This window comes from Tsukamurella strandjordii (assembly GCF_039525985.1).
In the GTDB taxonomy this organism is placed as follows: domain Bacteria; phylum Actinomycetota; class Actinomycetes; order Mycobacteriales; family Mycobacteriaceae; genus Tsukamurella; species Tsukamurella strandjordii.
The window spans coordinates 145,794-171,381 of record NZ_BAAAII010000012.1; the positions used below are offsets into that span (position 1 = coordinate 145,794).

The following is a 25,588-nucleotide window of genomic DNA, read 5'->3' on the forward strand; positions in this document are numbered from 1 at the left end:
AGTCGATCAGGCGAAGGCCTCGTCGATGATCTGTGCCTGCTCCACGGCGTGCACCTTCGACGAACCCGAGCACGGTGCCGACATCGCGCGCCGCGAGACGCGCTTGATGCCCACGAGCCGTCCGTCGAGCTGCGGCAGCTCCAGGCCGAAGAACGGCCATGCACCCTGGTTGGCCGGCTCCTCCTGCACCCACCGCACATCGGTGGCGTTCGGGTACTTGTCGAGCGTGGCCGGCAGACGGCGCGAGGGGAGCGGGTACAACTGCTCCAGGCGGATGATCGCCACGTCGTCGCGCTTGTCCTTCTTCCGCCGGGCCTCGAGCTCGTAGTAGAGCTTGCCCGAGACCAGCAGCAGCTTGGTGACGCCGTCGCGGTTGCCGCCCTCGACCTCGAAGCTCGGGTCGTCGATCACCGAACGGAACTTGCCCGTGGTGAAGTCCTCCAGCGGGCTCACCGCGGCCTTGTTGCGCAGCATCGACTTCGGCGTGGCCACCACCATCGGGCGGCGCACACCGTCGAGGGCGTGACGACGCAGCAGGTGGAAGTACGACGCGGGGGTCGACGGCATCGCGACCGTCATCGAACCCTCGGCGCACAGCTGCAGGAACCGCTCGATGCGGGCCGACGTGTGATCGGGGCCCTGACCCTCGTGGCCGTGGGGGAGCAGCAGCGTGACACCGGAGGTCTGGCCCCACTTGGCCTCGCCCGAGCTGATGAACTCGTCGATGATCGACTGCGCGCCGTTGACGAAGTCGCCGAACTGCGCCTCCCAGCACACCAGCGCCGACTCGTCGGCCACCGAGTAGCCGTACTCGAAGCCCAGGCCCGCGAACTCGGTGAGCGCCGAGTCGTAGACCATGAACCGGCCGGGCGACTCCGCGCCGTCCTCGCCCAGGTGATCGAGCGGGGTGTACTCCGCGCCGGTCTGCCGGTCGATCAGCACCGCGTGACGCTGCGTGAACGTGCCGCGGCGGCTGTCCTGGCCGGCGAGGCGGACCGTGCGGCCCTCCTCCAGCAGGGTGCCGAAGGCGAGCAGCTCGCCGAAGGCCCAGTCGACGCCGCCGTCGCGCGACATCTCGAAGCGGCGCTTGACCACGGGGGCCACACGCGGGTGCACGGTGAAGCCCTCGGGGACGTTGGCGTACGCGTCGCCGATGCGCTGCAGTTGCTCGAGCGGCACGGCCGTCACCAGCGAACTGGGCAGCGGCTGGTCGGCGATGATCGACGGGGCGGGCTCGGCCTGGAACTTCTCCAGCTCCTTGACCTCGTTGAAGACCCGCTCCAACTGGCCCTGGTAGTCGCGCAGCGCGTCCTCGGCCTCCTTGGTGGAGATGTCGCCACGGCCGATGAGGGCCTCGGTGTAGGACTTGCGGACACCGCGCTTGGTGTCGATCACGTCGTACATGCCGGGCTGCGTCATCGACGGGTCGTCGCCCTCGTTGTGACCGCGGCGGCGGTAGCAGACGAGGTCGATCACGACGTCCTTGTGGAAACGCTCACGGAAGTCGACGGCCAGCTTGGCCACCCACACGCAGGCCTCGGGATCGTCGCCGTTGACGTGGAAGATCGGCGCGCCGATCATCTTCGCGACGTCGGTGCAGTACTGCGAGCTGCGCGAGTTCTCCGGCGAGGTGGTGAAGCCCACCTGGTTGTTCACCACGATGTGGATCGTGCCGCCGTTGGAGAAGCCGTCGAGGTTCGCCATGTTCAGCGTCTCGGCCACCACGCCCTGTCCGGCGAAGGCCGCATCGCCGTGCAGCATCAGCGGCATCACGGGGTGCACGCCCTCGGGCGGGTTCTTCATGTCCTGCTTGGCGTGCACGATGCCCTCGAGCACCGGGTCGACCGCCTCGAGGTGCGAGGGGTTGGCCACCAGCGAGACGGTGATCTCGTTCTCGCCGAACATCTGGTAGTACTTGCCCTCGGCGCCGAGGTGGTACTTCACGTCGCCCGAGCCGTGCGCCTGCGCCGGGTTCAGGTTGCCCTCGAACTCGGTGAAGATCTTGCTGTACGGCTTGCCGACGATGTTCGCCAGCACGTTGAGGCGGCCGCGGTGAGGCATGCCGATGACGACCTCGTCGAGCGAGTGCTCGGCGGCCTGATCCAGCACGGCGTCCATCATCGGGATGACCGACTCGGCGCCCTCCAGCGAGAAGCGCTTCTGGCCGACGTACTTGGTCTGCAGGAAGGTCTCGAAGGCCTCGGCGGCGTTGAGCTTGGACAGGATGTACTTCTGCTCGGCGACCGTGGGCTTGGTGTCCTTGGTCTCCACGCGCTCCTGCAGCCACTTCTGCTGCTCGGGCTCGAGGATGTGCGCGTACTCGATGCCCACGTGGCGGCAGTACGCATCGCGCAGCACCGACAGCACCTTGCGCAGCTTGAGCCGGTCTTCACCGTGGAATCCGCCCACGTTGAAGGTGCGGTCCAGGTCCCACAGCGTGAGCTCGTAGGTGAGCACGTTGAGGTCGGGGTGCGATTCGAGCTTGTCGTTGTTGAAGCGCAGCGGGTCCACATCGGCCATCAGGTGGCCGCGGGCGCGGTACGCCGCGATCAGCTCGAGGACGCGGGCGTCCTTGTCGATGCCGTGCGGCGGGATGTCGCGACGCCAGCGCACGGGCTCGTAGGGCACGTGCAGGGTGCGGAAGATGTCGTCCCAGAACTCGTCGCTCAGGGTGAGCTCGTGCACGTACCGCAGGAAGTCGCCGGACTCGGCGCCCTGGATGATGCGGTGGTCGTACGTGGAGGTCAGCGTGGTGAGCTTGCCGACGGCGAGGTCGGCGATCTTCTCTTCGCTGGCGCCCTGGAACTCGGCGGGGTACTCCATGGCGCCCACACCGATGATCGCTCCCTGGCCCACCATGAGGCGGGGCACCGAGTGCACGGTGCCGATGCCGCCGGGGTTGGTCAGCGAGATGGTGACGCCCGCGAAGTCCTCCGCGGTCAGCTTGCCGTTGCGGGCGCGGCGCACGATGTCCTCGTAGGCGGCCACGAACTGCGAGAAGTCCATGGTCTCGGCGCCCTTGACGCCGGCCACCACGAGGCTGCGGCTGCCGTTCTTGCCCACCAGGTCGATCGCGATGCCGAGGTTGACGTGGGGCGGGGTGACCGCGTTCGGCTTACCGTCGATCTCGGCGAAGTGCCGGTTCATGTTCGGGAACGCCTTGACGCCCTGGACCAGCGCGTATCCCAGGATGTGGGTGAAGCTGATCTTGCCGCCGCGGGTGCGCGCGAGGTGGTTGTTGATCACCACGCGGTTGTCGAACATGACCTTGACCGGCATCGCGCGGACGGACGTGGCCGTCGGGATCTCACGGCTCGCGTTCATGTTCTTGACCACGGCGTTCGCGGCGCCGCGAAGCACCTGATGCTCCTCCTCGGCGGGGAACTCGGCCGCGGCGGGGGTCTTCGGTGCGGGTGCGGGCTTGGCCGGCGAGGACGGTGCCGGGGTCACCGGGGCGGAGGGCGCCGGAGTCAGCGTGGACTCCGAGGTCTTCGCCGGCGCGGCCACCGCGGGTGCGGCGGCCGCGGGGGCCGGAGCAGCGGGGGCTTTCGGCGCGGCGGGTGCGCTGGGAGCGCTACCGTTCGCCGCGGCGTCGGTGCCGCCGGGCTGATACTTGGAGAGGAAATCGTGCCAGCTCGGGTCGACCGAATTCGGGTCGGCCTTGAACCGCTCGTACATCTCCTCGACCAGCCACTCGTTTTGGCCGAAATCCGATACAGAACTGCTGCTCACGGCAGGTCCTCGCCTCGATTCATCATCGTCGTATCATGCGTGCGCCGAACCGGATCGCAGTCGGCGCAAATCTGCGTGGTCCAGGGTAGTCCACCGCGTAATTCGTGCGGCGGGTTACTCCGGTAACGCCGTCCCGCCGGGCTCGGCCACCGAGCCCTCGACGACCCGCAGGCCGGGGGACGGCCACGTGGTCGGGACCGGACCGAAGGCGTTCCGGGAGTTCTTGATGACGCCCTTGCCCAGCACGCGGTTGCCGCCCGCGCCCACCACGGCGCCGATGCCCGCGGGGAGCAGCTTGCCGAGGACCAGCGGCGACTTCTTCGCCAGGAACCGCCGGCTGAACATCTTCATCAGCTGCTTGTTGAGGTTGCCCAGGCCCGGGAGCTGGGTGGGGTTCTTCTTCAGGTTCATCAGGGTGGCGTTCTTAGCACCGACGGTGGTGCGCAGGGCACCGAGACCCGCCTCGCCGAGTACCGCGGTGAGCACGAGCGCCTTGCGCAGCTCGCGATCGTCGGGCGAGATGCCGTAGACGTCGGCCACGGCCAGGGCGTACAGCGCGGAGGCCTCCATGAAGACCACGGTCTCGGCGCCGACGGTGCCGATCGCGGCCAGGGTGCCCACGCCCGGGACGGCGGCGGTGGCGCCCGCAGCGCCGCCGGTGCCGGTCACGGTGAGCAGGTAGCGCTTCTCGATCCGCTCGATGATCTGCGCCGGGCTCTCGTCCGGGTGCGCCTCGCGCAGGCTCGTGACGTACTTCGCCACCGCGGGGGCCTGGAGCCGGGCGGCGCGATCGATGACGGAGCCCAGCACGCCGCCGCCGTCACGGGTGGCGGGCACGTTGGGCTCGATGTTGGCGGGCTGTTTCGCCATGATGACCTCCGTAGCTGGGCGCCCGCAGCGGGCACCGCTCTCCACCCCTTGTTACCACTGCAACGCGATATTCATTCCCCGTCCGGACGGACCGGGGTGGGCTCGCCGCGTAGGGTGCGACCCGTGCCGAGCATCGACGAGCAGCCGTACACCCTCGAGATCCCCACCCGGTGGAAGGACAACGACGTATACGGGCACGTCAACAACGTCGAGTACTACAGCTTCTTCGACACGGTGATCAACACCTATCTGATCCGGGAGGGCGGCCTGGACATCCATGCGGGCCCGACCATCGGGCTCTGTGTGGAATCTCACTGCCGCTACGACGCCCCGCTGGCCTTCCCGGAGCGGGTGACGGCGGGTCTGGCCGTCACCCGGCTCGGTGGCTCCAGCGTGACCTACGCCGTGACGCTCTTCGGCGAGAACGGCGAGGCCGCGGCGGAGGGCTGGTTCGTGCACGTCTTCGTCGACCGCGGGACCCGCCGGCCCACGCCGATCCCGGACGGCCTGCGGGCCGCGCTCGGTCGGCTCCGTGTCGGTGGCGACGCGTAGTCTCCGCTGCATGGCGTTCTCCACCCCGCTGCAGCCGGTCACGCTCACCGGGCACCTGGTCACTCTGGCCCCGCTGTCGCACGACCATTACGACGGTCTGCTCGAAGCGCTCGAGGACGGGCAGCTGTGGGACCGCTGGTACACCTCCGTCCCGGCACCGTCGGGGCTTGCGGCCGAGATCGACCGCCGGCTGGATCTGCAGGCGAACGGGCAGATGATCCCGTTCACCGCGATCGACACGGCGGGCCGGGTGCTGGGCATGACCACCTACTACGACATCGATCCCGACGTGCCCCGGATGGAGATCGGTTACACCTGGAACCGCGCCTCCGCGCACGGCACCGGCACCAACGCCGAATCGAAGCTGCTGCTCCTCGAGCACGCCTTCGACACGCTCGGCTGTGAGTGCATCGGCCTGCGTACGCAGTGGGTGAACACCCAGTCGCGGGAGGCCATCGCGCGGCTCGGAGCCAAGCAGGACGGCGTGCTGCGCAGCAACAAGCGCTACCGCAACGGCGCCCTGCTCGATGCGGTGCTCTTCTCCATCCTTCGGCACGAGTGGCCGGCCGTGCGGTCGCACCTGCGGCACCGTCTGCGCCACCGGCACGAGGCGTATCGCGCTGTGGCGGAGTAGCCGTGCCTCGCCCCCAGGCGGCCGCGCACGGGCTCTGGCGTCCCGGGCTCGGCCTGGCGTTGTGGTTCTCCGACGATCTCGGTGAGCCCACCGCCGAACCCGATCCCGCGGTGCTCCCCGCGACGGTGGCCGCCGTCCTCGGCGACCGTAGGCCACGCCGCTCCACCACCGTTGCCGGCCCGCAGGGGCAGCTCGTCGCGCCTGTGCTCACGCTCGGCCCCGAGCGGGCCGCCGCACTGCTCGACGAGCTCGGCCCGGACGACGGCGGTGGCGACCTGCGCTACCTGCGGTGGGTGGCGAAGTCGGTGGAGCGGTTCGTGGCGATCGGTGCGGTCACCCCGGTGTTGCGCAGCGACGACGGCGAATGGCTGGTGCGGTGGGCCCCACTGGAATCGGTGCAGTGGCGCACCTGGGTGCAGACCGCCGCCGCGGCGATGCCCGCCGCGCTGCGGCGCGGGGGAGACCTGGCCGCGATCCTGGACATGGCGGCCGAGCTCACGGACCGGTACGCGCGCCGGAGGCTCGGCGCGGGGCCGTGGGACTGGGTGGCGGCGCCCTCCCTGCGCGCCCTGGTCGACGGTGAGCCGCTCCCCGCGGACAGGGTCGCCGACGCCGGCGCACCCGCGGCGTGGACCGAGTGGTCGGGCAGTGTCCGCTCCGCCGAGACCCTGCTGGTGCTCCGGCTGATCGAACCCGACGGTAAGCGGCCCGGCGAGATCGACCCGGTGCCCGCTCCGGCGGATGCGCCGTGGCGGCTGGAGGTGTGCCGGCGGGTGCCGGGGGCGGCTCCCGTCCGTGCCGATCCGGTGCGGATGAGCCCCGTCGACCTGGACGACCTGGCGAGCGAGCTCGCCCGCGCCCTCGCGGTGTACCCGCCACTCAAAGGTGTTCGGCAGGACCCGGGTTCGCTGGACTTCCTGCTCACCACGGGCGAGGCGGAGGCCCTGTTCCTGGAGGGGGCTCCGGGCTTGACCAAGGCGGGGTACGAGGTACTGCTGCCCACCTCGATCGCCACGGTGCGGCCGGCGCTGCGGCTCACTGGTCGCGAGCAGCCCGGCCGCACCGCGCTCACGGTGCAGGCCGGGCTCGCCGAGATCAAGGATTTCGCCTGGCAGCTCGCCGTGGGCGATGCGGTGCTCACGGCCAGCGAGCTGGCCGGTCTCGCGAACACCATGTCCGGTCTGGTCAAGGTGCGTGGCCGCTGGGTACGCGCGGACCGGCGCACGTTGGCGCACGCGGCGCGCTTCGTGGCCGAGCAGCGCAAGGCCAAGGAGGACGGCACGGCGCACGACCTCGGTGACCTGCTCGGCCTCATCGCCGACCCCGCCGCGCTGCCGGCGCCGTTGGTCGCGGTGGACGGTCTCGGCTGGCTCGACTCGGTGTACCGGGGTGGCACCATCGCCCCCGCGACGGTGACCGCGCCGTCGGCCTTGAAGGCCGAGCTGCGGCCCTACCAGCTGCGCGGTCTGGAGTGGTTGGTCACGTTGTGGCGCAGCGGGATCGGTGCGGTACTCGCCGATGACATGGGGCTCGGGAAGACGATCCAGGTGCTCGCGCTGCTGTGTCACGAGCGCGGCGATGCGGCGGTCGATGCCCCGGCTCCTACGCTGATCGTGTGCCCGATGTCGGTGGTGGGGAACTGGGCCGCCGAGGCTCAGCGGTTCGCACCGGGCCTGCGGGTGCTGGTGCACCACGGCTCCGACCGCGCCTCCGGGGAGGCCTTCGCCGCGGCGGTCGCGGAGGCGGACATCGTGATCACCACTTTCGCGCTGGCCTCCCGCGACCGGGAGCTGCTGTCGGCCTTGCGGTGGGGCCGCATCGTGGTCGACGAGGCGCAGCACGTGAAGAACGTGAACACGGCCGCGGCCAAGGCGCTGCGCGCGATTCCGGCGGCGCACCGGGTGGCCCTCACCGGCACGCCCGTCGAGAACCGTTTGGAGGACCTGCGGGCGGTGATCGACCTGGTGAATCCGGGACTGCTCGGCTCCGCCCGGACCTTCCGCAATCGGTTCGCGATGCCGATCGAACGGGAACAGGACCGGGCTGCGGCGCGGCGTCTCACGTCGCTCACCTCGCCGTTCATCCTGCGCCGGGTGAAGACCGATCCGGATATCGCTCCGGAGCTTCCGGAGAAGGCGGAGTTCACCGTTCGCGCCTCGCTCACGCCGGAGCAGGCGGGCCTGTACCAGGCGGTGCTGAACCGCCTCGTCGAGGAGCTCCGCCGGTCCGAGGGGATGCCCCGGCGGGGGCTGGTGTTGGCCTCGCTCACCCGGCTCAAGCAGGTGTGCAACCACCCGGCTCACTACCTGGACGACGGCTCGCCGCTGCTGCGCCGCGGGCAGCACCGGTCGGGCAAGGTGGAACTGCTCGCCGACATCCTGGAGACCGTTGCCGCCGACGGTGAGCGGGCGCTGGTGTTCACCCAGTACGCCGAGTTCGCGCGGATGCTGCAGCCCTGGCTCACCGGGCTGCTCGGCGCGGAGGTCCCGGTGCTCGACGGTTCGGTGCCGCGCCGCGATCGGGACGCGATGGTCGAGCGGTTCCAGGCGGGCGACGGTGCTCCGGTCCTGGTGGCCACGGTGAAGTCGGGCGGCACCGGACTGAACCTCACGGCTGCGAATCATGTGGTGCACGTGGATCGTTGGTGGAATCCGGCGGTCGAGAACCAGGCCACCGACCGGGCCTTCCGGATCGGGCAGACCAGGGCCGTGCAGGTGCGCAAGTTCGTGTGCGCGGGAACGCTGGAGGAGCGGATCGACGGGGTGATCGCGGCCAAGCGGGAGCTGTCGGACATGACGGTGCAGACCGGCGAGGCCTGGCTCACCGAGCTGAACAACGATGAGCTGTACGAACTGGTGCGGCTGTCTGAAGGGACTGTCGTCTAGGGCTTTTGGCACCGAATCGTCCCATGATCGGCATGATTCTCGGGATGTTCGTACACGCTGTCGTACACGGACTCGTACACGCCAACTCCCTTCCGGTACGTCAGTACCAGGGCGGCAGGCCGGCCACGCGCCGGGGAGCGGGCGAAGCGGAGCGACCCCGGGCGCAGGGGCCGAGCCGCCGCCCGGTCTCGATTACTACGCGAACTCTGTAAACGGGGATCCCGCTGGCTCTCGGATCGTCTACCGAATCGGTGCTCTCGACGCAGCTTCGTCGGGGTGGTCACGATGATTCCCATCTCGGACACGGCTCGTCAGGACATCTGGAGGGCGCGGAACTTCCAGAGGTTGCATTCGACCATCGAGCGAGTCAGGAAGTGCGGCGTGGTCTGCACTCACAAGGACGGGGTTTCGCTCTCCGTGGCGGAGGATGTCTCGGGCAAGAGGAAGGCTCGGTTCGGGAATCTGCATAGCTGTGGCTCGGTGTGGTCCTGCTATCGCTGCTCGTACGTGGTTGCTCGGGCGCGCGGGGATGAGCTGGCGATGATGATTCGGGCGTATCGTGCGCTGACGGGTGGCGACGTGGTGTTCGTGACTCTCACTGCTGCGCACAAGGCTTCGGATCGTCTGGTCGATCTCTGGGACGGTGTCACGGAGGCGTATCGGCACGTGGTGAACTCACGTCGCTTCAAGAACATGCGAGGCGAGTTGTCCCCGGATGGTGAGGGTGGCTACACGTCAGATGGTCTGGTCGATGGCTACATCAAGGCGACGGAGGCCACCCACGGTGATCACGGCTGGCATCCTCATCTGCATCTCCTGTTCTTCGTCCCGGACGCGTGGGAATTCGGGCGGAATTTTTCTGCCATTCGGAAACTGTGGATCGACGGGTTAGCCAAGCAGGGTATGCAGGCATCCAAAGAGGGGCAGAGATTCAGAACTGTCTCCGAGGAGCGAATCGACACTCTGGCCCATTATGTCGGCAAGGGTGCACACGCCTGGGGAGTCGAAGATGAGATCACCGGTGGGATGCGGAAGAACGGTAAGCATGGCCGGACGCCGATGGAGATTCTGCACGGACTGGTTCACAATGAGGCGGAGCCCGGAGATCTGAAGCTGTGGCACGAGTGGGAACAGGTGTCCCACGGAAAGCGCCAGCTGGTGCACTCTCGGTTTGGTGGCATCTGGTCGATCCTTGGTTCGGAGATTCGGCCAGATCAGGAGATCGCAGAACAGACAGGTGATGAGCTGGATCAGCAGGAACCCCGGCCGGACGAGAGAGTCCTCGGATACATCCCCTCTGAGATCTGGAGCGCACTGCTCCGTCATCGAAGAACTGCCGTCCTGGAGATGTTGGAGATCCTGGAATTGATCGACAGTTCTGCTGAAGATGAAGCCCTGGAAGATTTTGAATACCGGCTAGGTGTTCCGATCTTCTCCAGGGAGGAACTATTGGCTAATTCTTCGTGATTCAATGGCCGTAGAGACGGCTCGGAGCTATGTTAATTCCTCTAATTCTTTGCTATTCTAAAGTTCGAAGCGAAAAGGTTTCGCAGAATAGGAGAAATGCAGTGGCTACTCGGATCAATACCTTCAAGGTCGACACCGACGACATCAAGATCCTCGTCACAGGTGTGGCGCGGGTCGATGAGGTCGAGTACACGGATGACGGAGCTGTCAAGACTCCGGTGATCGACAACAGCGGAGAGCAGCGGGTGGACCAGTACGGCCAGCTGGTCTGGAAGCAGAAGACGGAAACCGTCGACGGGCGAGAGATCCCTCTGTGGAAGCTGGACGTGCTGATGAAGTACAAGGATCAGGGGGTCACCTACTCGGACACCTACGGCATCAAGGTTCCCTACCCCGGCAACGCCGAGGAACTGGAGGACCGGGAAGTCAGGTTCCAGAATCTACGGGTCGGGCAGTTCCGGGAGAACTTCACCTTCAAGGCACAGGCTGTCGGACTGGCACAGTCGGTTGCACGGCCTTCGGCCAAGCCTGACACCAAGCCGACTGCCTGATCCGCCGAGTTCAGGAGTGAAGCATGGTTCTCCCGATCGGTAAGCGCGTCTCACCGAAGTTGCTCATTGTCGCCGGGGTGGTCGTTGTTCTGGCTCTGTTCGCACTGTCTCGCTGCGGCGGATCCAACTCGGACAAGTCCACCCCGGCTGAGCCGGCGGTCCAGGTCAGCTCAGGTCGTCTGGACGGGCTGCAGCTTTGTCACGGTGATCAGTACGGCTCCAACCAGCGGACCTGGACAGTCACCGCTGGCACGGCCAGTCGGACCCAGGCCTGTTTCTCCGACTCCGGATCCAAGCTGGAGCTGCTGATGAACCAGGCACTCCCGGTGATCCCCGCTCGATCCCAACGCACGCTGGTGCAGGTGAACAGCTCCTGGCTGGTCTGCTCCGAACCCAATGATGTCACCGCTGACTCCGTCCCGATGCAGCAGTTGAACTGCCCGGCGGGTGCACGATGAGCCGCAGGAACCAGCAGATCGTCGTCACTGAGCCAGCTCAGGAAGAGGGTGTGCTGGAGCGGACCGTGAGGACCTACATCCTCGAGGTCATCGCAGCGGTCGGCGCAGTACTGGTGATCACCTACTGGCAGCTCACCGGAGCCGATCTACCTTCTGTAGCACCTGCTCTTATCGGCGCGTTCCTGCTCTTCGTCGTCGGCACATACCTGGATCCAATGCTGACCATCTGGCTCCGCTGGGAAGCTGTTGCCCGAGACACCGGAACCGTCGCGGCGTGGACCGGAGTGCCCGATCTTCTCTGGGCGTGGCGCACGTCCCGAGGTGTGTCATTCTGCGTCTCAGGGCTGTCCATCGAACCGGACGACTTCTTCGCCGTGGAAGACCGCGTCGCCCGGGGATTCGGGTACTCCGCTGGACTGGTGGAACAGAAGGCAGGCACGTTTCGTACTTCCCGGCGCCGGTACCACGTTCATCTGTCCAAGCTGGACGGACTACTTGAAGCATTCCCGCTCCCTGAAGGGAAGCCGTACTCCGCCAATGACACCGCTATTGTGTTGGGGCGGAATAAGAATCTGGAGACTATCTCCTGGCATCTGCTGGAGTCGGCGGGGCACTTCATCCTGCAGGGTGAGACCCGCTCTGGCAAGTCAGTGCTGATGTACTCGGTCCTGGCGCAGATGGCATCGATGGTGGACGTCACGGTCAGAGGTATCGATCCCAGCCAGATCCTGGCCAAGCCTTGGGATCCGAGAAACTGGGTGATTGGAAGCCGGGACATGTCCCTCGCCGCTGAGATGCTGGAAGCCGAAGTGAGAGAGATGGATCGGCGAAACCGAGAGCTCAGTCGAGCTGGCTTCGACAAGGTGGCAGAAGTGTCTCCGATGATGCCGCTTCGGGTGATGGTGCTGGAAGAATTCGCCGGCATCATGCGGTCTGCGGTGGCAGAAGACACCAGGGAGGGGCGGAAGTCCGATAAGGTCGCACCACGGATCGCCGCTGCTCTGGCTCGTCTGGTCGCCGAGGGCGCCAAGTCCGGTATCCGTGTGATGCTGCTGACGCAGCGGGCATCGTCCCAGGTGATAGACACCGATTCCCGAGGCAACTTCGCCATCAGAGTCACGCTCCGCGTGGGCAACTCCGAAGCCATCACGATGCTGCACGACGGTCTGGATTCCTCATGGCTGACAGCGGTGAAGCAGTACAAGAACGGCGTGGGAATCGTGGACATTCCCGGCGAGAAGACCCAGAAGTTCAAGGGAGTTTACATCGGCGCTCGGGAGTACGACCGCTACCTCACTGAGGTTGCATCTGGTGAGGACATCGCACTGGCTCGCGCCGGAGTTCTGGCGGACATCCGATGACGCCGAAAAAGTACACCGTGCCCGACGCCGCCGCGATGATCGGAGTCGCGCCCACCACGCTGTACCGCTGGATCAGTCTGGAACGAGTCCCCGCCCAGTACGCCGTGTCGGGCCGTCTGTTTCTCACCGCTGAACAGGTGGACCAACTCGCCAGGGAGCGGACCGACTTCCAGGGAGGCCGGCAGTGACTCAGTTCCCGTACTCCCGGTCAGTGTCGATGCTGGTCGACGCCCACGGTGACCAGATCCCGGCGCCGGTGATCCTGTCCACCCTGCTGGCCTGGTCCCGGGATGAGGCCGTCCGCACCGGGAGCTGGTCCGTACATCTGGAACATCTGCTGGACGTCGTGCAGATGGGTGAGCAGGTCGCCAACGCAGCACCTGGCACGCTGCCGATGATCCACCGCACCGACGGCAGGCGGAACGGCGGAGGCTGGCAGGAGATCGTCGTGCGTGGAATTCCTCGGATCAACCCGGGAACACCGGTTCCTTCGGCGACAGCTCCGCTGGAACAGGTGCTGTCCACCATCACCGCCCGGTACCCGGTCTCTGTCCCGCAGATGATGCGTGCCGTCGCGTTGTGCCTGGACCAGGTGATCGACGCGGAGCGGTACAACCGGAACCCGATGCCGACGCTGCACTGGTGGGCGGAGGACTCCGTCCAGGTTCCCAGCACGTTCCTTCGATTGCTGGAGGCCAACTCCACCCGGTACTTCACGACGTCTGTGTTGGATGAGGACACGCTGTTTCTGCTGTGGGCGACAGCTTCACCGCCTGCCGCCGGCGCCACGCTCCGACAGGTCAGTTCAGCAGTGGTGGACCAGTTCCACACCGACCCAGAACGCGGTTGGCATCCCGCCGTGCCGATTCGCTATGGCCGCACGCTCGCCGGAGAAGCGGTGTTCCTGCTTACTCGCCACGGTGAGGAATACCTCGCCTACCTGCCTGACATCGCCCCGGACGCGGACCAGTACGCCGCCCGGATCACAGAATGGGCCATCACCGGAACGTCAGATCCCCGTTGGATCATCGTGTCCCCCTGGAACTGGCGGGCGTCACCGCTCTTCACTGTCTGACATCAAGTTTGTCCGAGTTCAGTACGCTCCGAGCGTCGTCGTGAGGCGCTACTGTCGCGCAAGAGAATCACTCACTTCCGTTCTAGCAGAAGGACTTGCAATGTCGACAGTGCTGATCGCCTACGACCTCAACTCTCCCGGCCAGGACTACAAGACCTTGATCGAGAAGATCAAGACCTACGGCACATGGTGGCATCACCTGGATAGTCTCTGGATCGTCAAGACCGACTCCACCGCCAAGACTGTTCGTGACGCCCTGGCCCCTCTTATTGACAGTGGAGACGAACTTCTGGTCATCGATGTGTCGAACAATTCAGCGGCGTGGAACGGGTTCAATCAGAAGGGATCCGACTGGTTGAAGACCCACCTCTTCGAGTAGTCAACCCTCTTTGGTTTGGGGTCGGGCTTACCAGCCCGCCCGAGCCACGCTTGACCGTCGGAATCACGGTGCGGGGGCGGGCCCCTCGGCCTACCAGGCTCGCCAGAGCTCCAGCGGCGACAGCAGGCTGCGGTAGGTCGACAGCGCCGTCTCCGACGGTCTTTGCCAGTCCGTACGGTATCTGTCGGTTCCTGTTGGTATGTTCCCCTCGACTGTCTATCGATGGAGGGCGACATGCAGCCGAACGGGGAGCACAACCAGCAAGGGCCCGCCGGTCCGCCAAACTTCCCGCCGCCTGGAGGCGGCTACACCAGACCTGGCCCGTTCTCCGGCCCGAACCAGACTCGTAACCTGCTGATGGTGGCTGCAGCCGTCATCGTGCTCGCCGTCGTCGTGATCGCCTCCGTCGCAGCCTGCTCCAGTTCTGATTCCTCGACCACCGGTCAGCAGCACAACAGTGGGGACGGTGCACCGGCGGTCGCGCCGACCACAGCGAGTGCTTCCAAGCCGACCAAGCTTGACGCGTCACTTCTCGATGGGCTGCGGCCGGTGGAGGCGAACGACTTTACCTACGTCAATGCCTCGCCGATGTACGGCTGGAGATTCCGGCTTTCATACCCATCATCTATTGTCTGCGAGGTCTCCCCGTTCTTCAAGTTCGGCAAACCGGAAGGCGCTCCTGCGCAAGGTTTGCTGTTGTGCACGTCTATGGGATGGTCTCGGCAGTCGCTTGAATCTGTGGAGAACCCCGTCCATGCACAGTCGGACAAATACAATCTGGGTCCGAGTTCTCTTGGGTGGGTGAGTCACCCCAACGAAAAGGATACCCAAGGGGGGAATATCGAGGGCAAGCCCCAGAGCTTCCAGTTGTCTCCCTCATCCGGCAATGAGCTACAAGCAGGAACGAAGGCCACCTTCAATATCGCCAAGCAGACAGATCCGCCCCTGAACTTCACCTGCGGCAACACTGGTGAGGCCGTGGTCTGCGTCAACGACAAGACCAGACATGGCTTCGGAGCGACCAATACGACGTTCCAAGTCTGGTAGCGACTCTCTCGCTCGCTACTTGCCCGTGCAAGCTCTCAGAATCGCAATGAGGGCCCATTACGGCGCCACCCAGCTACGCTAGACCACGATAAAAGAGAACCCCGACGAGATTCATCTCATCGGGGTTCTACTTTTGCGGCTCCAAGGCTAATTAGAACGCGACGTAAGAATAGCAGCACGGCTACTCGGGATGCCAGATCGTCGTCACCGGGCCCTTGATTGTCGCGAATCTACTTTCGAGGAGTTGCATACCGTCGTCACCGATATTTTCGTCGGTCTCGAATGTTCTGTATCGGCGATCTGTCGTGTAGGGGCCGAGTATGTGCAGAACTCGCACGACGAATCCTGAAATGGTGAGGGCGATGAAGCCGCCGGCGAGATCGTCCGGGTGCTTCGCCTCCCAGGTGTTCACCTGGTTCGTGTCTGTCCAGTCGGTGGTCGGACGCAGCCTCGCCTGCAGGGTTGGCCGGGTGATCTTCGCTATCGGCCGCTGCTCGGCCGTCCGCACGTCTGACTCCAGGACGTAGGTGCGGTTGCTGGCCGCTACCGAGGGTAAAACGTGCGCGTCGGTCAGCTTTCTGACGTTGGCGTACGACATCTCGAGGCGTTCGGCGACGTCGGTCAAGGGGACGAGCTCCATGCTTCGAGTCTAGGCGTTACGGGTCACGCTGTTTACATCCTATGAAAGTGACTGGTAATATACGCAACGTAATATCCCAAGGCTAAGGAGAAACATGATGGAACCAGTTGGCAACGAGTCGGTCTCACGTCCGCGAGAGCTGCAGGGTTCGGAGCTTCACGAGGTGCGGGCGGTCATGCTCGGGCTCGCCCTGTTGGCGTCGTGTGACTGGCGCATCACCACAAGAGGGGCGCGGATCGCGTCATACCTGACGAGTGGAACTCCGGTACCGGTCGCGCAGATCGCGGGCGCGATGCTCGACGACCTCGCCTACAGGGGAGGTGACGTCGATCAGTGGTTGCGGGAGACCGAGGATCCGGACGAGATCGCGTCTCCCGTTGAACGGGTGGCTCAGCTGTTCGCCGCAGACGCGCCGCCTCTGTTCGTGTGGTGTGGTCACGCCGATATTGGGGGTGTCGCGTGACGGCGGGTGTTGAGCCGATCTGGCTCACATCGGCGGACGTCGCAGTGATGCTGTCGCTCTCGCGGTCGACCGTGTACCGGCTGGCTGACACAGGTCAGCTTCGCGCGGTCAGGGTCGGCGGATCCGTTCGATTCACGCGGGAGTCGGTTCATGCCTTCGCGAAGGCGGCGGCGTGAGTCCCTCGAAACTCCCCAACGACAAGTGGCGGGGTCGGCGCTACCTCGGCGTGGATCCCGCCACTGGGCGTAAGAGGGAGGCCACGAAGGTGTTCAGCGACTTCAAGGCGGCGAGACGGTGGGAATTGGAGCAGTCCGCGCGTCGCGCCACCTCGGCGTCGGATAGTCGTATCACGGTCCGACGTTTGGTGGAGCGGGACCGAGCATCGGTCGAACTAGGTTTGGGGCCTGCATCGAAGGTGACGTTCTGGTCGTCAGTACGCACCCATGTGTTGCCGTTCCTCGGCGAGACCAAGATCCGTGACATCGGCGTTATCGAGGTGAAGCGGGTGCACAAAATCTGGCTGACCACCTCGGCTCCTGACACGGTGAACACTGCGCGCGTAGCACTGTCGCGGATCTTCGCTCACGCGATCGACCTCGGCATCGTGGACAGCGACCCCGTCAAGGTAGTCAAGGGCCCCAAGACTCAAGCGCGGACCGCTCCTGCCCTCTCGGATCAACAGTTGGCTTCGCTGCTGACTTCGATCGCCGATGACGACTTCAGGTTCTACGTCCACTTCGCCGCTAGGACCGGTCTTCGCCCGTCCGAGCTCGCGGCTGTGCGTCCGATGGACTGCGACCTCGAAGGTCGTCGGGTTCGGGTCCATCGGGCAGCGGTCAACGGAGGTCGAAAGGGAGAGTTCGACCGAACGAAGAACAGGCGAGAACGATACGTGCCGCTCTCTGCAGATCTCCTGGCCGGCCTTGGTGAACGCATGCAGCGATCCGCGGCGGATCTCGACGGATTCCTGCTGTCGTCACAGGGTTACGGCCCAGTGCTGCATTCCAACTTCATCAACCGTCATGGCTGGCGGATTCTGTCTCCGGGCTGGGACTTCTACAACTTGCGCTCCACGGCCATCGTCGGCTGGATTCGGGCAGGTGTGGATCTTCACGTCGTGCGTGACTGGGCCGGACACGCGACTCTCCAGCAGACCTCCGCGTACGCTCGGGCAGCAGGTTCGGACGCCGCCGACGGGGTGACTCGGTGGGATTCGTACATCAGTCGTACAGAGGAGCGTCTCGGATGACGTTCACGACGGAGGGAATGCGATGCGGGCGAATTGGATTCGCGATCCCTGGCTTCAGCGTCGCGACGAGCTGTACGAGCTGATCGCCCTGCGCGACGATGCGGCGGCGCTCTGATGGCGCGGCGCGCGCGGGATACGGCGAGGCCGATGGGCGGCACCTGGTTCACGCGGCGGTTGATCGCGCAGCGCGAGGAGGTCACCGAGCGCCGCAAGGTGCAGTACGCGCGGCGGCTCTATCAAGAGCATCAGGTGTTCTCGCTGGCCGTGGTGCCGGCCTCGATCACCGCGACGGTGCAGGGCAGCCAGCTCGATCCGTTCGGCGTGGGGTTGTCGCGGATCCCGGGTGATCCGGCGGCGGTGGTGTCGCTGCTGGTGGCGCAGGGCGCCACCGGCGAACTGCTCGGGGTGACCCGGGGCGATCTCGGCCGGACCCTGGGAGATCTGGTGTTGCCGGAGACGGCCTCCGATGTGGAGGTCAGCTGCGCGTGCCCCGACGAGAGCGGTGCCTGTGTGCACGCGCTCGCGCTGACCTACGAGTTCTGCGCGGCAGCCGACCTCGATCCCAGCCTTCTCCTCGACTTCGCCGGTGTCCCGCTCGCCGGCCTGCTCGCGCGGGTCGCGGCATCGGGACGCGAACCGGCGGGGGCGGCCCGTCCGGCGCCGGTGGCGGCACCGTCGGCCGAGGAGGAATGGGACGCGGGCGCGGCGGCCTTCTACGGCGACGGCATGGACCTCCCGCCCCTGCCCGAGCCGAGCCCCGTCGACGCGATGACCCTCTTGGACCCGGCCCTGTTGCGCGCCGCGCTGCGCCGCACGGGGACGAAGCCCGCCGATGTGGCCGAAGCGCAGGACGAGCTCGCCGAGCTGTACGACCGGTTGCGCGATCCGCGCTGACGGTGCCCGGTGAGGCTCCGGCGCCGGGCCGTGGCGATCGCGGAACTTGTCGGTGCGGGTCACTATCCTTGAGGCGACGCGATCGAGTGAGATGACGAGGGGGTGGACATGCGCTTCGTGCACACGGCGGACTGGCAGCTGGGCATGACCAGGCACTTCCTCGATGCGGACGCGCAGGCCCGCTTCACCGACGCCCGATTGGACGCCATCTCCCGGCTCGGAGCCCTGGCCACGGAGCGGTCGGCCGAGTTCGTGGTGGTCTGCGGCGATGTCTTCGAGGACAACCGCCTGGCGCCCGCGGTGATCGCCCGCAGCCTCGACCGGATGGCCACCATCGGCGTGCCGGTGTACCTGCTGCCCGGCAATCACGATCCGCTCGACGCCGCCTCGATCTACACCTCGGAGGTCTTCGCCCGGCATCGCCCCGAGAACGTGGTGGTGCTCGACTCCGCGGGGATACACACTGTGCGGCCCGGTGTGGAGCTGCTCGCCGCGCCGTGGTTCTCCAAGCATCCGGCGGGCGATCCGCTCACGGAGGCGGTCGTCGCGGCATCCGCGCCGGAGGCCGGTGTGATCCGGATCGCCGTCGGGCACGGTGGCACGCTGCCCGTGGGCGCCCAGGACCAGCGGTTGATCGACGTGGCCGAGCTCGGGGCCCGGCTCGACCGCGGTGAACTGCGCTACGTGGCGCTGGGCGATCGGCATTCGGTCACGCAGGTGCGGCCCGGAGTCTTCTACAGCGGCGCGCCGGAGGTCACCAACTTCGACCACAAGGAGCGGGATTCGGGGTCGGTGCTGCTGGTCGACGTCCCCGAGGACGGCGGCGCCACCGTTGTCGAGCCGGTGCGGGTGGGCAGTTGGCGGTTCGCCTCCCGGGAGTTCCCGCTGTCCGCGGAGCGCGATGTGACCGCCGCCGTCGCGGCGTTGTCGGCGTTGCCCGATAAGGACCGCACGGTGGTCAAGGTCGGCTTCACCGGCACCGTGGGGCTGGTGGCGAAGGCGGAGCTCGACGCCGAGTTGGAGGCGCTGCGCGCGCGATTCGCCGCGGTGGAACTGTGGGAGCGCAAGACCGACCTGGCGGTGCTGCCCGGCGAGGACGAGCTGGAATCGCTCGAACTGTCCGGGCCCGCCGCCGCGGCGGCGGAGGAGCTCCTGGGTATCGCGCGCAGCGGGGGCGAGAGCGCCGCCGACGCATCCGGTGCACTGGCTTTGCTGTACCGCCTCACCCGGCAGGATGTGGTCGCGTGAGGCTGCATCGCCTGGCGGTCAAGGACTTCCGCGGTGTGCAAGAGCGCGAGATCGCGTTCGCGGACACCGGCGTCACTCTGCTGCACGGCCCGAACGAGGCCGGCAAATCCTCGATGGTGGAGGCGCTGCAGCTGCTGCTCGATGTGAAGGCCACCTCGAAGTCGCAACGGGTCGAGGCGGTGTGTCCGGCGCATCGTGACGCCGGCCCCTATGTCGAGGCCGAACTCACGGTGGGGCCGTACCGCTTCGTGTACGCCAAGCAGTACCACCGTCGCCCCGGCACCACGCTCACCGTGCTCGAACCCACCCCGCAGCAGCTCACCGGCGGCACCGCCGAGGCGTGGGTGGCCGAGCAGATGCGCACCCACGTCGATGCCGATCTGCTCGCGGCGCTCACCGTCTTGCAGGGCCCCGGTCCCGGGCAGCCCTCGCTGCGCGACAGCGCCGCCTTCGCGAAGGCGCTCGATTCGGCGTCGGGCGGCGCGGGAGATGATGAACCGGGGGCGGAGCGCCTGGCCGAGTCCGTCGCCGCCGAGCGGGCTCGGTACTTCACTCCCACCGGGCGGCCCACGGGTGAGTTGGCGGCCGCGCGGAGCCGGGATGCGGCGGCCCGCAGCGCGTTCGAGCAGGCCGAGGCGGCACTGCGGGAGGTCGACCTGGTGGTCGATCAGCACGCGGCCGCCTCCGGTCGATTGGCGTCGATCGTCGACCGCCGGGTGGCGGCGGTCGCCGCGTTGGACGCGCTTGCGGCCGACCAGGACCGCGTCACCCGGTTGCAGTCGCAGGTATCGCACGCCCGCGCGGTGCTGGAATCGGCCACGCTGCGGGAACAGCATGCCGGGGATGCAGCGAACCGTCGCCGCCGCCTGATCGCGCAGCAGGCTCAGGCCACCGAACGGGCCGCGCAGGTTCGCGTGCTCCGCGATAAGGCCCTCGCCGACCGCGAGGTGCTCGCGGCCGAGGCGGCGTGGCTGGAGACCACGGTGCACGAGCTGACGGCGGTCGCCGCGGATCGCCGCGAGCGCAAGGCGCAGGCCCAGTACGCGGTCGATTACGCCCGCGAGGCCGCCGGCTATCAACGGCTCCGCAGCCGTATCGAGCAGGCCGAGCTGCTCGGCAAGGATGTCGAGGACGCGCGGAACCGGCTGGCGGGCAACCCGATGGATCGCCGCGCGCTGCAGGCCATCACCGCTTCCGAACAACGGCTGGAGCGGGCGCAGGCCAGGTTCTCCGCGCTGGCGGCCACGCTGCGGCTGGAACGCCTCGGCTTCACCGATGTGCTGGTGGACGGCAGGCTGATCGGCGAGGAGCCCGTGGAAGTGGTGGCAGGCAACGGCACCGCCATCGAGGTACCGGGTGCAGTGCGGATCGAGGTGGTGCAGCGCGGCGAGAGCGCGGATGCGGCCGCCGAGGTCAAGGCCGCTCACGCGGCAGTGCTCGCCGCGTGCCGCGAGGCCGGTGCCGCAGACGCTGCGCAGGCGCGGGAGCTGCATGATCAGCGCGAGTCGATCGAGGTCGAGCTCCAGGAGGCCCGGATCGCCCTGGCGCACGCTCTGGGCGAGTCCAGCCTGAGCGAGTTGCGGGAGATGGCCGACGAGTCGGCGGCGCGGATCGTGGAGCTGGAGGCCGCGGTCGATCCCGAGCTGCTCGCGGCCGATGCGGAGATCGCGAAGCGGAACCTCATGGAGGCGACCCAGGCCGAGGTGGCGTCGCGGGGCGAGGAGAAGCAGACCCGCGAACAGCTCGGGCAGAAGCAGCAGGAGTTGCACCGGGCAGCCACCGATGCGCAGGTCGCCGCGGATCGGTTGCAGCACTTCGACAGTGCGGCCTCCGAGTTCAGTGCGGAGCTGGAGCGCGTGCGGCGCGACGCCGACGACGAGGCGCTGGGTACCGCAGCCGATGCCGCCGCCGAGGCCAGGGCGGCTGCCGCCGCGGCACTCGCGGAGCACGAGCGCGCCGCACAGGAGGCCGATGTCGCGGGGTTCGCCGGCCGGCTGGCATCGGCGCGGAGCGCCGCCGACCGGGCGCGAGCCGCCGAGGCCGAGGCACGCGAACACCTCGCCGGGCTCGCCGCGCAGCTGAGCCTCTTCCAGGCCGACGGCCGCCGTGACCGGCTCGACGCTGCCGAGGCCGAACTCGTGCACGCCGAGCGGGCGCTGACCTCGGTGGAGGAGCGCGCCCGCGCCGCGGCGCTGCTGCACGACACGCTGACCGCGCACCGCGACGCCCGGCGCGCCCGCGTCCAGGCGCCGTACCAGCACGCGCTCGAAGAACTGGGGCGCACCGTTTTCGGCGATCCCCTCACGATCACGGTCGGCGACGATCTGACCATCGCCTCGCGCACCGTCGACGGTGTCACGGTGCCCTTCGAATCCCTGTCGGGCGGCGCGCAGGAGCAGTTGGGGGTGCTCAGCAGGCTCGCGTGCGCGCGGCTGGTGGACGGTGCCGACGGTGCGCCGGTGATCTTCGACGATGCCCTCGGGCACAGCGATCCCACCCGGCTCGGGGCGATGGCCGACGCGCTGGTGACGGCGGGCCGGTCCGCGCAGGTGATCGTGTTCAGTTGCGTGCCGGGCAGGTTCGACGCGCTCCGCGGCCGCGAGGGCGTCACCGAGGTCGCGCTCGGCTAACTACACCTGTTCGCGCAGCTTGAACTTGAGCACCTTGCCTGCGGGGTTGCGGGGGAGGGCATCCACGATGTGCAGTGCCAGGGGCAGCTTGTACGGAGCGAGCGAGCCCTTCGCGAAGTCCCGGACCTCGTCCAGGGTGAGGGTGGCGTCGGGTTTGAGCGCCACGATCGCCGTGACCGCCTCGCCCCACTTCTCGTGCGGAACACCGATGATCGCGACCTCGGCCACCGCGGGGTGGTTGTACAGAACCGATTCCACTTCCGCCGGGTACACGTTCTCGCCGCCGGAGATCACCATGTCCTTGACCCGGTCGACCACGGTCACGTAGCCGTCGTCATCCTGCTCGCCCACGTCGCCGGTGTGGAACCAGCCCTCGGCGTCGATCGATGCGCTGGTGGCGGCGGGGTTCTTCCAGTAGCCCGTGGTCACCTGCGGGCCGCGCACGCAGACCTCGCCGCGCTCACCGTCGGGGACCGGCGCACCGTCGGGCCCGAGCAGCGCGACCTCGGAGAGCGGCAGGATGTGGTGGCCTGCGGCGCCGATCTTGCGGGCGGTGTCGTAGACGTCCATGACCAGTGCGAGCGGGGCGGTCTCGGTGAGGCCGTAGCCCTGGCAGAACGGGATGTTGCGGCCGTTGTAGAGCGCGATCAGGGGTTCGGGGACGGGCGCGCCACCGCAGGTGAATTGCCGGACGGTGGAGAGGTCGGTGGTGTCGAAGGCGGGCACCTGGCTCATGAACAGGAACATCGCGGGGACGCCGAACATGGTTGTCACGCGGTGCTTCTCGATGAGGTGGAGCGCGGCGGTCGGATCGAAGGCGGGCAGGATCACCAGCTGGCCGCCCTTCTGCAGGGTGATCAGGGTGGTCACGTTGAGGCCGCCGATGTGGAACAGGGGCGCGGCAACGAGACTGATGTCGGTGGATATCGTATCGAGGCTGAGGAGCGCGTTCATGTTGTTCCAGAACATGTTTCCGTGCGTCAGCATGGCGCCCTTGGGGCGGCCGGTGGTCCCGGAGGTGTACATGATGAGCGCGAGATCGTCTTCCCCGGGGTGCTGCGGGTCCGTGATTGGGTCGCGTCCGGCGAGCAGGGTATCGAGATGTTCCCATCCGTCGACAGGGTCGAGGGCGATCGCGCGGCGCAGGCCCGACGATGCCCGCACGGGTTCGACGACGGCGGCGCGATCGGCGTCCGCGATCAGGGTGTGCACGCCGGCGTCGGTGAGGATGTATTCGAGCTCGGCGGAGGTGAGGCGGAAGTTCAACGGCACGAAGACCGCACCCGCGCGGGACGCGGCGAACATGCTGGTGAGGAAGTCGGGGTGGTTGAAGCCCACGTAGCCCACGCGGTCGCCCGCCGCGATCCCGCCCGCGACGAGCTCGGCCGCGAGCCGATCGATCCGCTCGGCGAACTCCGCGTAGGTCCACGTGCTCTCGCCGTAGGTGATGGCCGGACGATCGGCGCTGACGGCGGCGCGGCGAGCGATCCAGGAGCCGAGATCGATCTGCGGGCGTGCGGGCATGGACTCTCCTCGAGGCGGCGTGGCGATGTGGGATCGATCTTCGACCGGGAACGCCGCTGCGGTGGCCGTTTTGCCAGATTCTCAGGCGCGGTGTTGTGGTGCTGGCGGCGAGGGAGTCGGCAGAGTGACGGCGAGGAGGAGTGGGTGTTGCCTCGCGGGCGTTATGCAGATCCTGCATAACGCTGAAGCGCTACGGTGCCTTCGATGCCGCGAGGCTCGCGAACGCGAATGCCTTGTCGCACTCTTCCTGTAGTCCGGGCGATGGCGGTCGTGCGGACGTGACGCCTACGACGGTTCCGACGATCGCCTCCGAGGACATGAAGACAGCGATGCATCCGTCGTTCGAATCAGGAGCGACCGCGATCGTCCGTCCATTTACCGAGCGGTCGGGTTGCCACGACCGGTTTGAGTGCTTCTTCTTGTAGTTGTCGAGAGTTTTTTCGTCGCCGACCACTTGGCTGAATTTCAGAGTCCGATCTGGCGAGTCCCATCCGCAGCCACGATAGTTGGGGGAGTCCGAGAACGCGGCGTCGGAGATCGAAGACGGTGCGATTCCCAAGGGGATCAATTCCTCGGCTCGATAGGCCGTACACGGTTCGAACGTCGTCCCGTCGTTTCGGCCATTGACTCGTTCAGAGATCGTCGGAACCACGGGTAGCGACGTCGAAACATCGATCGCCGGTATCGGGTCCCCGGCGACCGCGCACGCTGCGGTCGCAGCAGCCGCGAGGACGATGCAGAACCGCACCGGCTTCATAGGTTGGGGCGCGCAATCGAGAGTTCGTTCTCCGATCTGAGGGCCTGCGGGCATGGAGTCTCCTCTGGGCGGCTTGGGTATGTGGGATCGATCTCCGGCCGAGGGGCGCCGTCTGGCGGTCGACCGCCTCGGGTGCTGTCTCCAGTTGGTTATGCAGATCCCGCATAACGCTGAAGCGCTACGGAGCCTTCGATGCCGCGAGGCTCGCGAACGCGAATGCCTTGTCGCACTCTTCCTGTAGTCCGGGCGACGGCTTCTTAGCGGTCGAGACGATGACCCCGGTAACCACGATCGCATCTTGCGACATGAACGCTGCAACACAGGCATCCGGTGAATCCGGCGCGACAGCGATCTCGCGACCTGACGCGATGCGGTCCGGCTGCCACGGTAGTTGCGATTGCTTCCGCTTGTAGTTCGCGAGCGACACTTCGTCGCCGAGGATTTGGTGGAAGCGCGTTTGGCGATCTGGGGATGTCCACGCGCATCCGCGAAAGTTCGGAGAGTCTGAAAATCCTGCATCCTTGATCGATCCAGGATCGATATCGAGTGTGCTGAGTTCGCGTGCGGAGTAGGAGATGCAGGGCTCGAATGTGGATCCGTCATTTCTGCCGTTGACGCGCTCGGAGATTGTCGGCGTGAACGGGAGGGATGACGATATGTCTATGGCTGGCACGGCCGTACCCCCGGTGCCGGTTGCGCAGCCAGTGGAGAAAAGACCGGTTGCAAACGCGAGGAGGGCAGTCGTTGCTTTCCTCATTGGCCCAACGTGCTCAGTGCGTCTCGGCTTGTCTCCTCGGTGGTTGAAGTCCGACGGTCGATCTCCCGTAGGGAGGCGGCAATGTGACGGGCCTTCGCGGCTTGCCTCTTGATCGTCTCGGCGACGGAGTTTGGATCGTCACGCACTGCTGCTCGGATATTGCTTGTCGCCGAGTGCCCTTCCACTGTGTCGCCAAGGTGATTGACGTTTCCAATGCGGAAGAGTTCCTCAATGATCGCGTCAAGTCTCTCGGCATGGCGCTCGTGCGCCCGGGCCAACTCCTCGATCGCGTCACCGTCGCGAACCATGACGGGACGGTCGGCGATGCGTTTCATCGCTTCTTCGCGGATCTTCTCAGGCTCGGGGGTGGGCGGCATGGGACCTCCTATGCGCGTGCTTTCCCATTGGACGCACG

24 protein-coding genes are annotated in these 25,588 nt (G+C 66.8%); 17 read left to right on the forward strand and 7 right to left on the reverse strand.

Translation table 11 applies throughout. From position 1 onward, the window contains the following. Positions 1-6: 6 nt before the first annotated feature. Positions 7-3,732: a multifunctional oxoglutarate decarboxylase/oxoglutarate dehydrogenase thiamine pyrophosphate-binding subunit/dihydrolipoyllysine-residue succinyltransferase subunit gene (locus ABD108_RS19720; RefSeq protein WP_343931163.1), complete on the reverse strand. Its 3,726-nt coding sequence runs from the start codon at positions 3,730-3,732 to the stop codon at positions 7-9. A 114-nt stretch (positions 3,733-3,846) separates the two neighbouring features. Next, positions 3,847-4,602: a hypothetical protein gene (locus tag ABD108_RS19725; protein WP_343931164.1), complete on the reverse strand. Its 756-nt coding sequence runs from the start codon at positions 4,600-4,602 to the stop codon at positions 3,847-3,849. Positions 4,603-4,725: 123 nt separating this feature from the next. Between ABD108_RS19725 and ABD108_RS19730 the strand changes: the two genes are divergently transcribed. From ABD108_RS19730 to ABD108_RS19780, 11 genes are all read left to right on the forward strand, one after another. Then, entirely contained in the window at positions 4,726-5,154 is a 429-nt protein-coding gene (locus ABD108_RS19730) for an acyl-CoA thioesterase (protein ID WP_343931165.1), read from the forward strand. Between the two features lie 10 nt (positions 5,155-5,164). Next, positions 5,165-5,788: a GNAT family N-acetyltransferase gene (locus ABD108_RS19735; protein ID WP_343931166.1), complete on the forward strand. Its 624-nt coding sequence runs from the start codon at positions 5,165-5,167 to the stop codon at positions 5,786-5,788. A 2-nt stretch (positions 5,789-5,790) separates the two neighbouring features. Beyond that, complete coding sequence (locus ABD108_RS19740; RefSeq protein WP_343931167.1) at positions 5,791-8,673, forward strand: DEAD/DEAH box helicase; 2,883 nt, start codon at positions 5,791-5,793, stop codon at positions 8,671-8,673. Between the two features lie 285 nt (positions 8,674-8,958). Further along, the gene (locus tag ABD108_RS19745; RefSeq protein WP_343931168.1) at positions 8,959-10,140 is read left to right on the forward strand and encodes a rep family protein; all 1,182 of its coding nucleotides are present in this window, start codon (positions 8,959-8,961) and stop codon (positions 10,138-10,140) included. Positions 10,141-10,241: 101 nt separating this feature from the next. Beyond that, a complete protein-coding gene (locus ABD108_RS19750; protein WP_343931169.1) occupies positions 10,242-10,691 on the forward strand; it encodes a hypothetical protein in 450 nt (149 codons plus the stop codon). Positions 10,692-10,714: 23 nt separating this feature from the next. Next, positions 10,715-11,149: a hypothetical protein gene (locus ABD108_RS19755; protein WP_343931170.1), complete on the forward strand. Its 435-nt coding sequence runs from the start codon at positions 10,715-10,717 to the stop codon at positions 11,147-11,149. Beyond that, positions 11,146-12,510 (forward strand): FtsK/SpoIIIE domain-containing protein, encoded by a 1,365-nt coding sequence (locus ABD108_RS19760; protein ID WP_343931171.1) that lies wholly within the window; start codon positions 11,146-11,148, stop codon positions 12,508-12,510. Before ABD108_RS19755 ends, ABD108_RS19760 begins: the two co-directional genes overlap by 4 nt. Continuing rightward, entirely contained in the window at positions 12,507-12,698 is a 192-nt protein-coding gene (locus ABD108_RS19765; protein ID WP_343931172.1) for a helix-turn-helix transcriptional regulator, read from the forward strand. Before ABD108_RS19760 ends, ABD108_RS19765 begins: the two co-directional genes overlap by 4 nt. A gap of 23 nt (positions 12,699-12,721) precedes the next feature. Next, positions 12,722-13,585, forward strand: a complete 864-nt coding sequence (locus ABD108_RS19770; RefSeq protein ID WP_343931173.1) for a hypothetical protein — start codon at positions 12,722-12,724, stop codon at positions 13,583-13,585. Positions 13,586-13,685: 100 nt separating this feature from the next. Next, on the forward strand, positions 13,686-13,964 hold the full coding sequence (locus ABD108_RS19775) for a hypothetical protein (RefSeq protein WP_343931174.1): 279 nt from the start codon (positions 13,686-13,688) through the stop codon (positions 13,962-13,964). Between the two features lie 222 nt (positions 13,965-14,186). Further along, a complete protein-coding gene (locus tag ABD108_RS19780) occupies positions 14,187-15,011 on the forward strand; it encodes a hypothetical protein (protein WP_343931175.1) in 825 nt (274 codons plus the stop codon). A gap of 181 nt (positions 15,012-15,192) precedes the next feature. Here ABD108_RS19780 and ABD108_RS19785 read toward each other — a convergent pair whose 3' ends face one another. Next, positions 15,193-15,651 carry a hypothetical protein gene (locus tag ABD108_RS19785; protein WP_343931176.1) on the reverse strand — a complete coding sequence of 153 codons (459 nt, stop codon included), beginning with the start codon at positions 15,649-15,651 and terminating at the stop codon, positions 15,193-15,195. A 94-nt stretch (positions 15,652-15,745) separates the two neighbouring features. Between ABD108_RS19785 and ABD108_RS19790 the strand changes: the two genes are divergently transcribed. From ABD108_RS19790 to ABD108_RS19810, 6 genes are all read left to right on the forward strand, one after another. After that, positions 15,746-16,114, forward strand: coding sequence for a hypothetical protein (locus ABD108_RS19790; protein ID WP_343931177.1), 369 nt, complete (start codon positions 15,746-15,748; stop codon positions 16,112-16,114). Next, positions 16,111-16,290, forward strand: a complete 180-nt coding sequence (locus tag ABD108_RS22160) for a helix-turn-helix domain-containing protein (protein WP_425579804.1) — start codon at positions 16,111-16,113, stop codon at positions 16,288-16,290. The genes ABD108_RS19790 and ABD108_RS22160 overlap by 4 nt, the downstream gene beginning before the upstream one ends. A gap of 89 nt (positions 16,291-16,379) precedes the next feature. Next, entirely contained in the window at positions 16,380-17,363 is a 984-nt protein-coding gene (locus tag ABD108_RS19795) for a tyrosine-type recombinase/integrase (RefSeq protein WP_343931178.1), read from the forward strand. 147 nt (positions 17,364-17,510) lie between these two features. Next, positions 17,511-18,257, forward strand: a complete 747-nt coding sequence (locus ABD108_RS19800) for a hypothetical protein (protein ID WP_343931179.1) — start codon at positions 17,511-17,513, stop codon at positions 18,255-18,257. Positions 18,258-18,365: 108 nt separating this feature from the next. Then, positions 18,366-19,505: a metallophosphoesterase family protein gene (locus ABD108_RS19805; RefSeq protein ID WP_343931180.1), complete on the forward strand. Its 1,140-nt coding sequence runs from the start codon at positions 18,366-18,368 to the stop codon at positions 19,503-19,505. Further along, the gene (locus ABD108_RS19810) at positions 19,502-22,135 is read left to right on the forward strand and encodes an AAA family ATPase (RefSeq protein ID WP_343931181.1); all 2,634 of its coding nucleotides are present in this window, start codon (positions 19,502-19,504) and stop codon (positions 22,133-22,135) included. The genes ABD108_RS19805 and ABD108_RS19810 overlap by 4 nt, the downstream gene beginning before the upstream one ends. On the opposite strand, the gene ABD108_RS19815 is transcribed toward ABD108_RS19810, so the two are convergent. The 4 genes from ABD108_RS19815 to ABD108_RS19830 form a co-directional block, all read right to left on the reverse strand. Continuing rightward, on the reverse strand, positions 22,136-23,659 hold the full coding sequence (locus ABD108_RS19815) for an acyl-CoA synthetase (protein WP_343931182.1): 1,524 nt from the start codon (positions 23,657-23,659) through the stop codon (positions 22,136-22,138). 190 nt (positions 23,660-23,849) lie between these two features. Then, complete coding sequence (locus ABD108_RS19820; protein ID WP_343931183.1) at positions 23,850-24,470, reverse strand: DUF3558 family protein; 621 nt, start codon at positions 24,468-24,470, stop codon at positions 23,850-23,852. A 124-nt stretch (positions 24,471-24,594) separates the two neighbouring features. Continuing rightward, positions 24,595-25,173: a DUF3558 family protein gene (locus tag ABD108_RS19825; protein ID WP_343931184.1), complete on the reverse strand. Its 579-nt coding sequence runs from the start codon at positions 25,171-25,173 to the stop codon at positions 24,595-24,597. Beyond that, a complete protein-coding gene (locus ABD108_RS19830; RefSeq protein ID WP_343931185.1) occupies positions 25,170-25,550 on the reverse strand; it encodes a hypothetical protein in 381 nt (126 codons plus the stop codon). Before ABD108_RS19830 ends, ABD108_RS19825 begins: the two co-directional genes overlap by 4 nt. Between the last annotated feature and the right edge of the window lie 38 nt (positions 25,551-25,588).

Excerpts from the sequence above, each read along its gene's own strand:
- ABD108_RS19725 (WP_343931164.1), bottom strand. The coding sequence starts at position 4,602 with ATGGCGAAACAGCCCGCCAACATCGAGCCCAACGTGCCCGCCACCCGT.
- ABD108_RS19735 (WP_343931166.1), top strand. The coding sequence starts at position 5,165 with ATGGCGTTCTCCACCCCGCTGCAGCCGGTCACGCTCACCGGGCACCTG.
- ABD108_RS19745 (WP_343931168.1), top strand. The coding sequence starts at position 8,959 with ATGATTCCCATCTCGGACACGGCTCGTCAGGACATCTGGAGGGCGCGG.
- ABD108_RS19755 (WP_343931170.1), top strand. The coding sequence starts at position 10,715 with ATGGTTCTCCCGATCGGTAAGCGCGTCTCACCGAAGTTGCTCATTGTC.
- ABD108_RS19760 (WP_343931171.1), top strand. The coding sequence starts at position 11,146 with ATGAGCCGCAGGAACCAGCAGATCGTCGTCACTGAGCCAGCTCAGGAA.
- ABD108_RS19765 (WP_343931172.1), top strand. The coding sequence starts at position 12,507 with ATGACGCCGAAAAAGTACACCGTGCCCGACGCCGCCGCGATGATCGGA.
- ABD108_RS19775 (WP_343931174.1), top strand. The coding sequence starts at position 13,686 with ATGTCGACAGTGCTGATCGCCTACGACCTCAACTCTCCCGGCCAGGAC.
- ABD108_RS19780 (WP_343931175.1), top strand. The coding sequence starts at position 14,187 with ATGGAGGGCGACATGCAGCCGAACGGGGAGCACAACCAGCAAGGGCCC.
- ABD108_RS19785 (WP_343931176.1), bottom strand. The coding sequence starts at position 15,651 with ATGGAGCTCGTCCCCTTGACCGACGTCGCCGAACGCCTCGAGATGTCG.
- ABD108_RS19790 (WP_343931177.1), top strand. The coding sequence starts at position 15,746 with ATGATGGAACCAGTTGGCAACGAGTCGGTCTCACGTCCGCGAGAGCTG.
- ABD108_RS19800 (WP_343931179.1), top strand. The coding sequence starts at position 17,511 with ATGGGCGGCACCTGGTTCACGCGGCGGTTGATCGCGCAGCGCGAGGAG.
- ABD108_RS19805 (WP_343931180.1), top strand. The coding sequence starts at position 18,366 with ATGCGCTTCGTGCACACGGCGGACTGGCAGCTGGGCATGACCAGGCAC.
- ABD108_RS19815 (WP_343931182.1), bottom strand. The coding sequence starts at position 23,659 with ATGCCCGCACGCCCGCAGATCGATCTCGGCTCCTGGATCGCTCGCCGC.
- ABD108_RS19820 (WP_343931183.1), bottom strand. The coding sequence starts at position 24,470 with ATGCCCGCAGGCCCTCAGATCGGAGAACGAACTCTCGATTGCGCGCCC.
- ABD108_RS19825 (WP_343931184.1), bottom strand. The coding sequence starts at position 25,173 with ATGAGGAAAGCAACGACTGCCCTCCTCGCGTTTGCAACCGGTCTTTTC.
- ABD108_RS19830 (WP_343931185.1), bottom strand. The coding sequence starts at position 25,550 with ATGCCGCCCACCCCCGAGCCTGAGAAGATCCGCGAAGAAGCGATGAAA.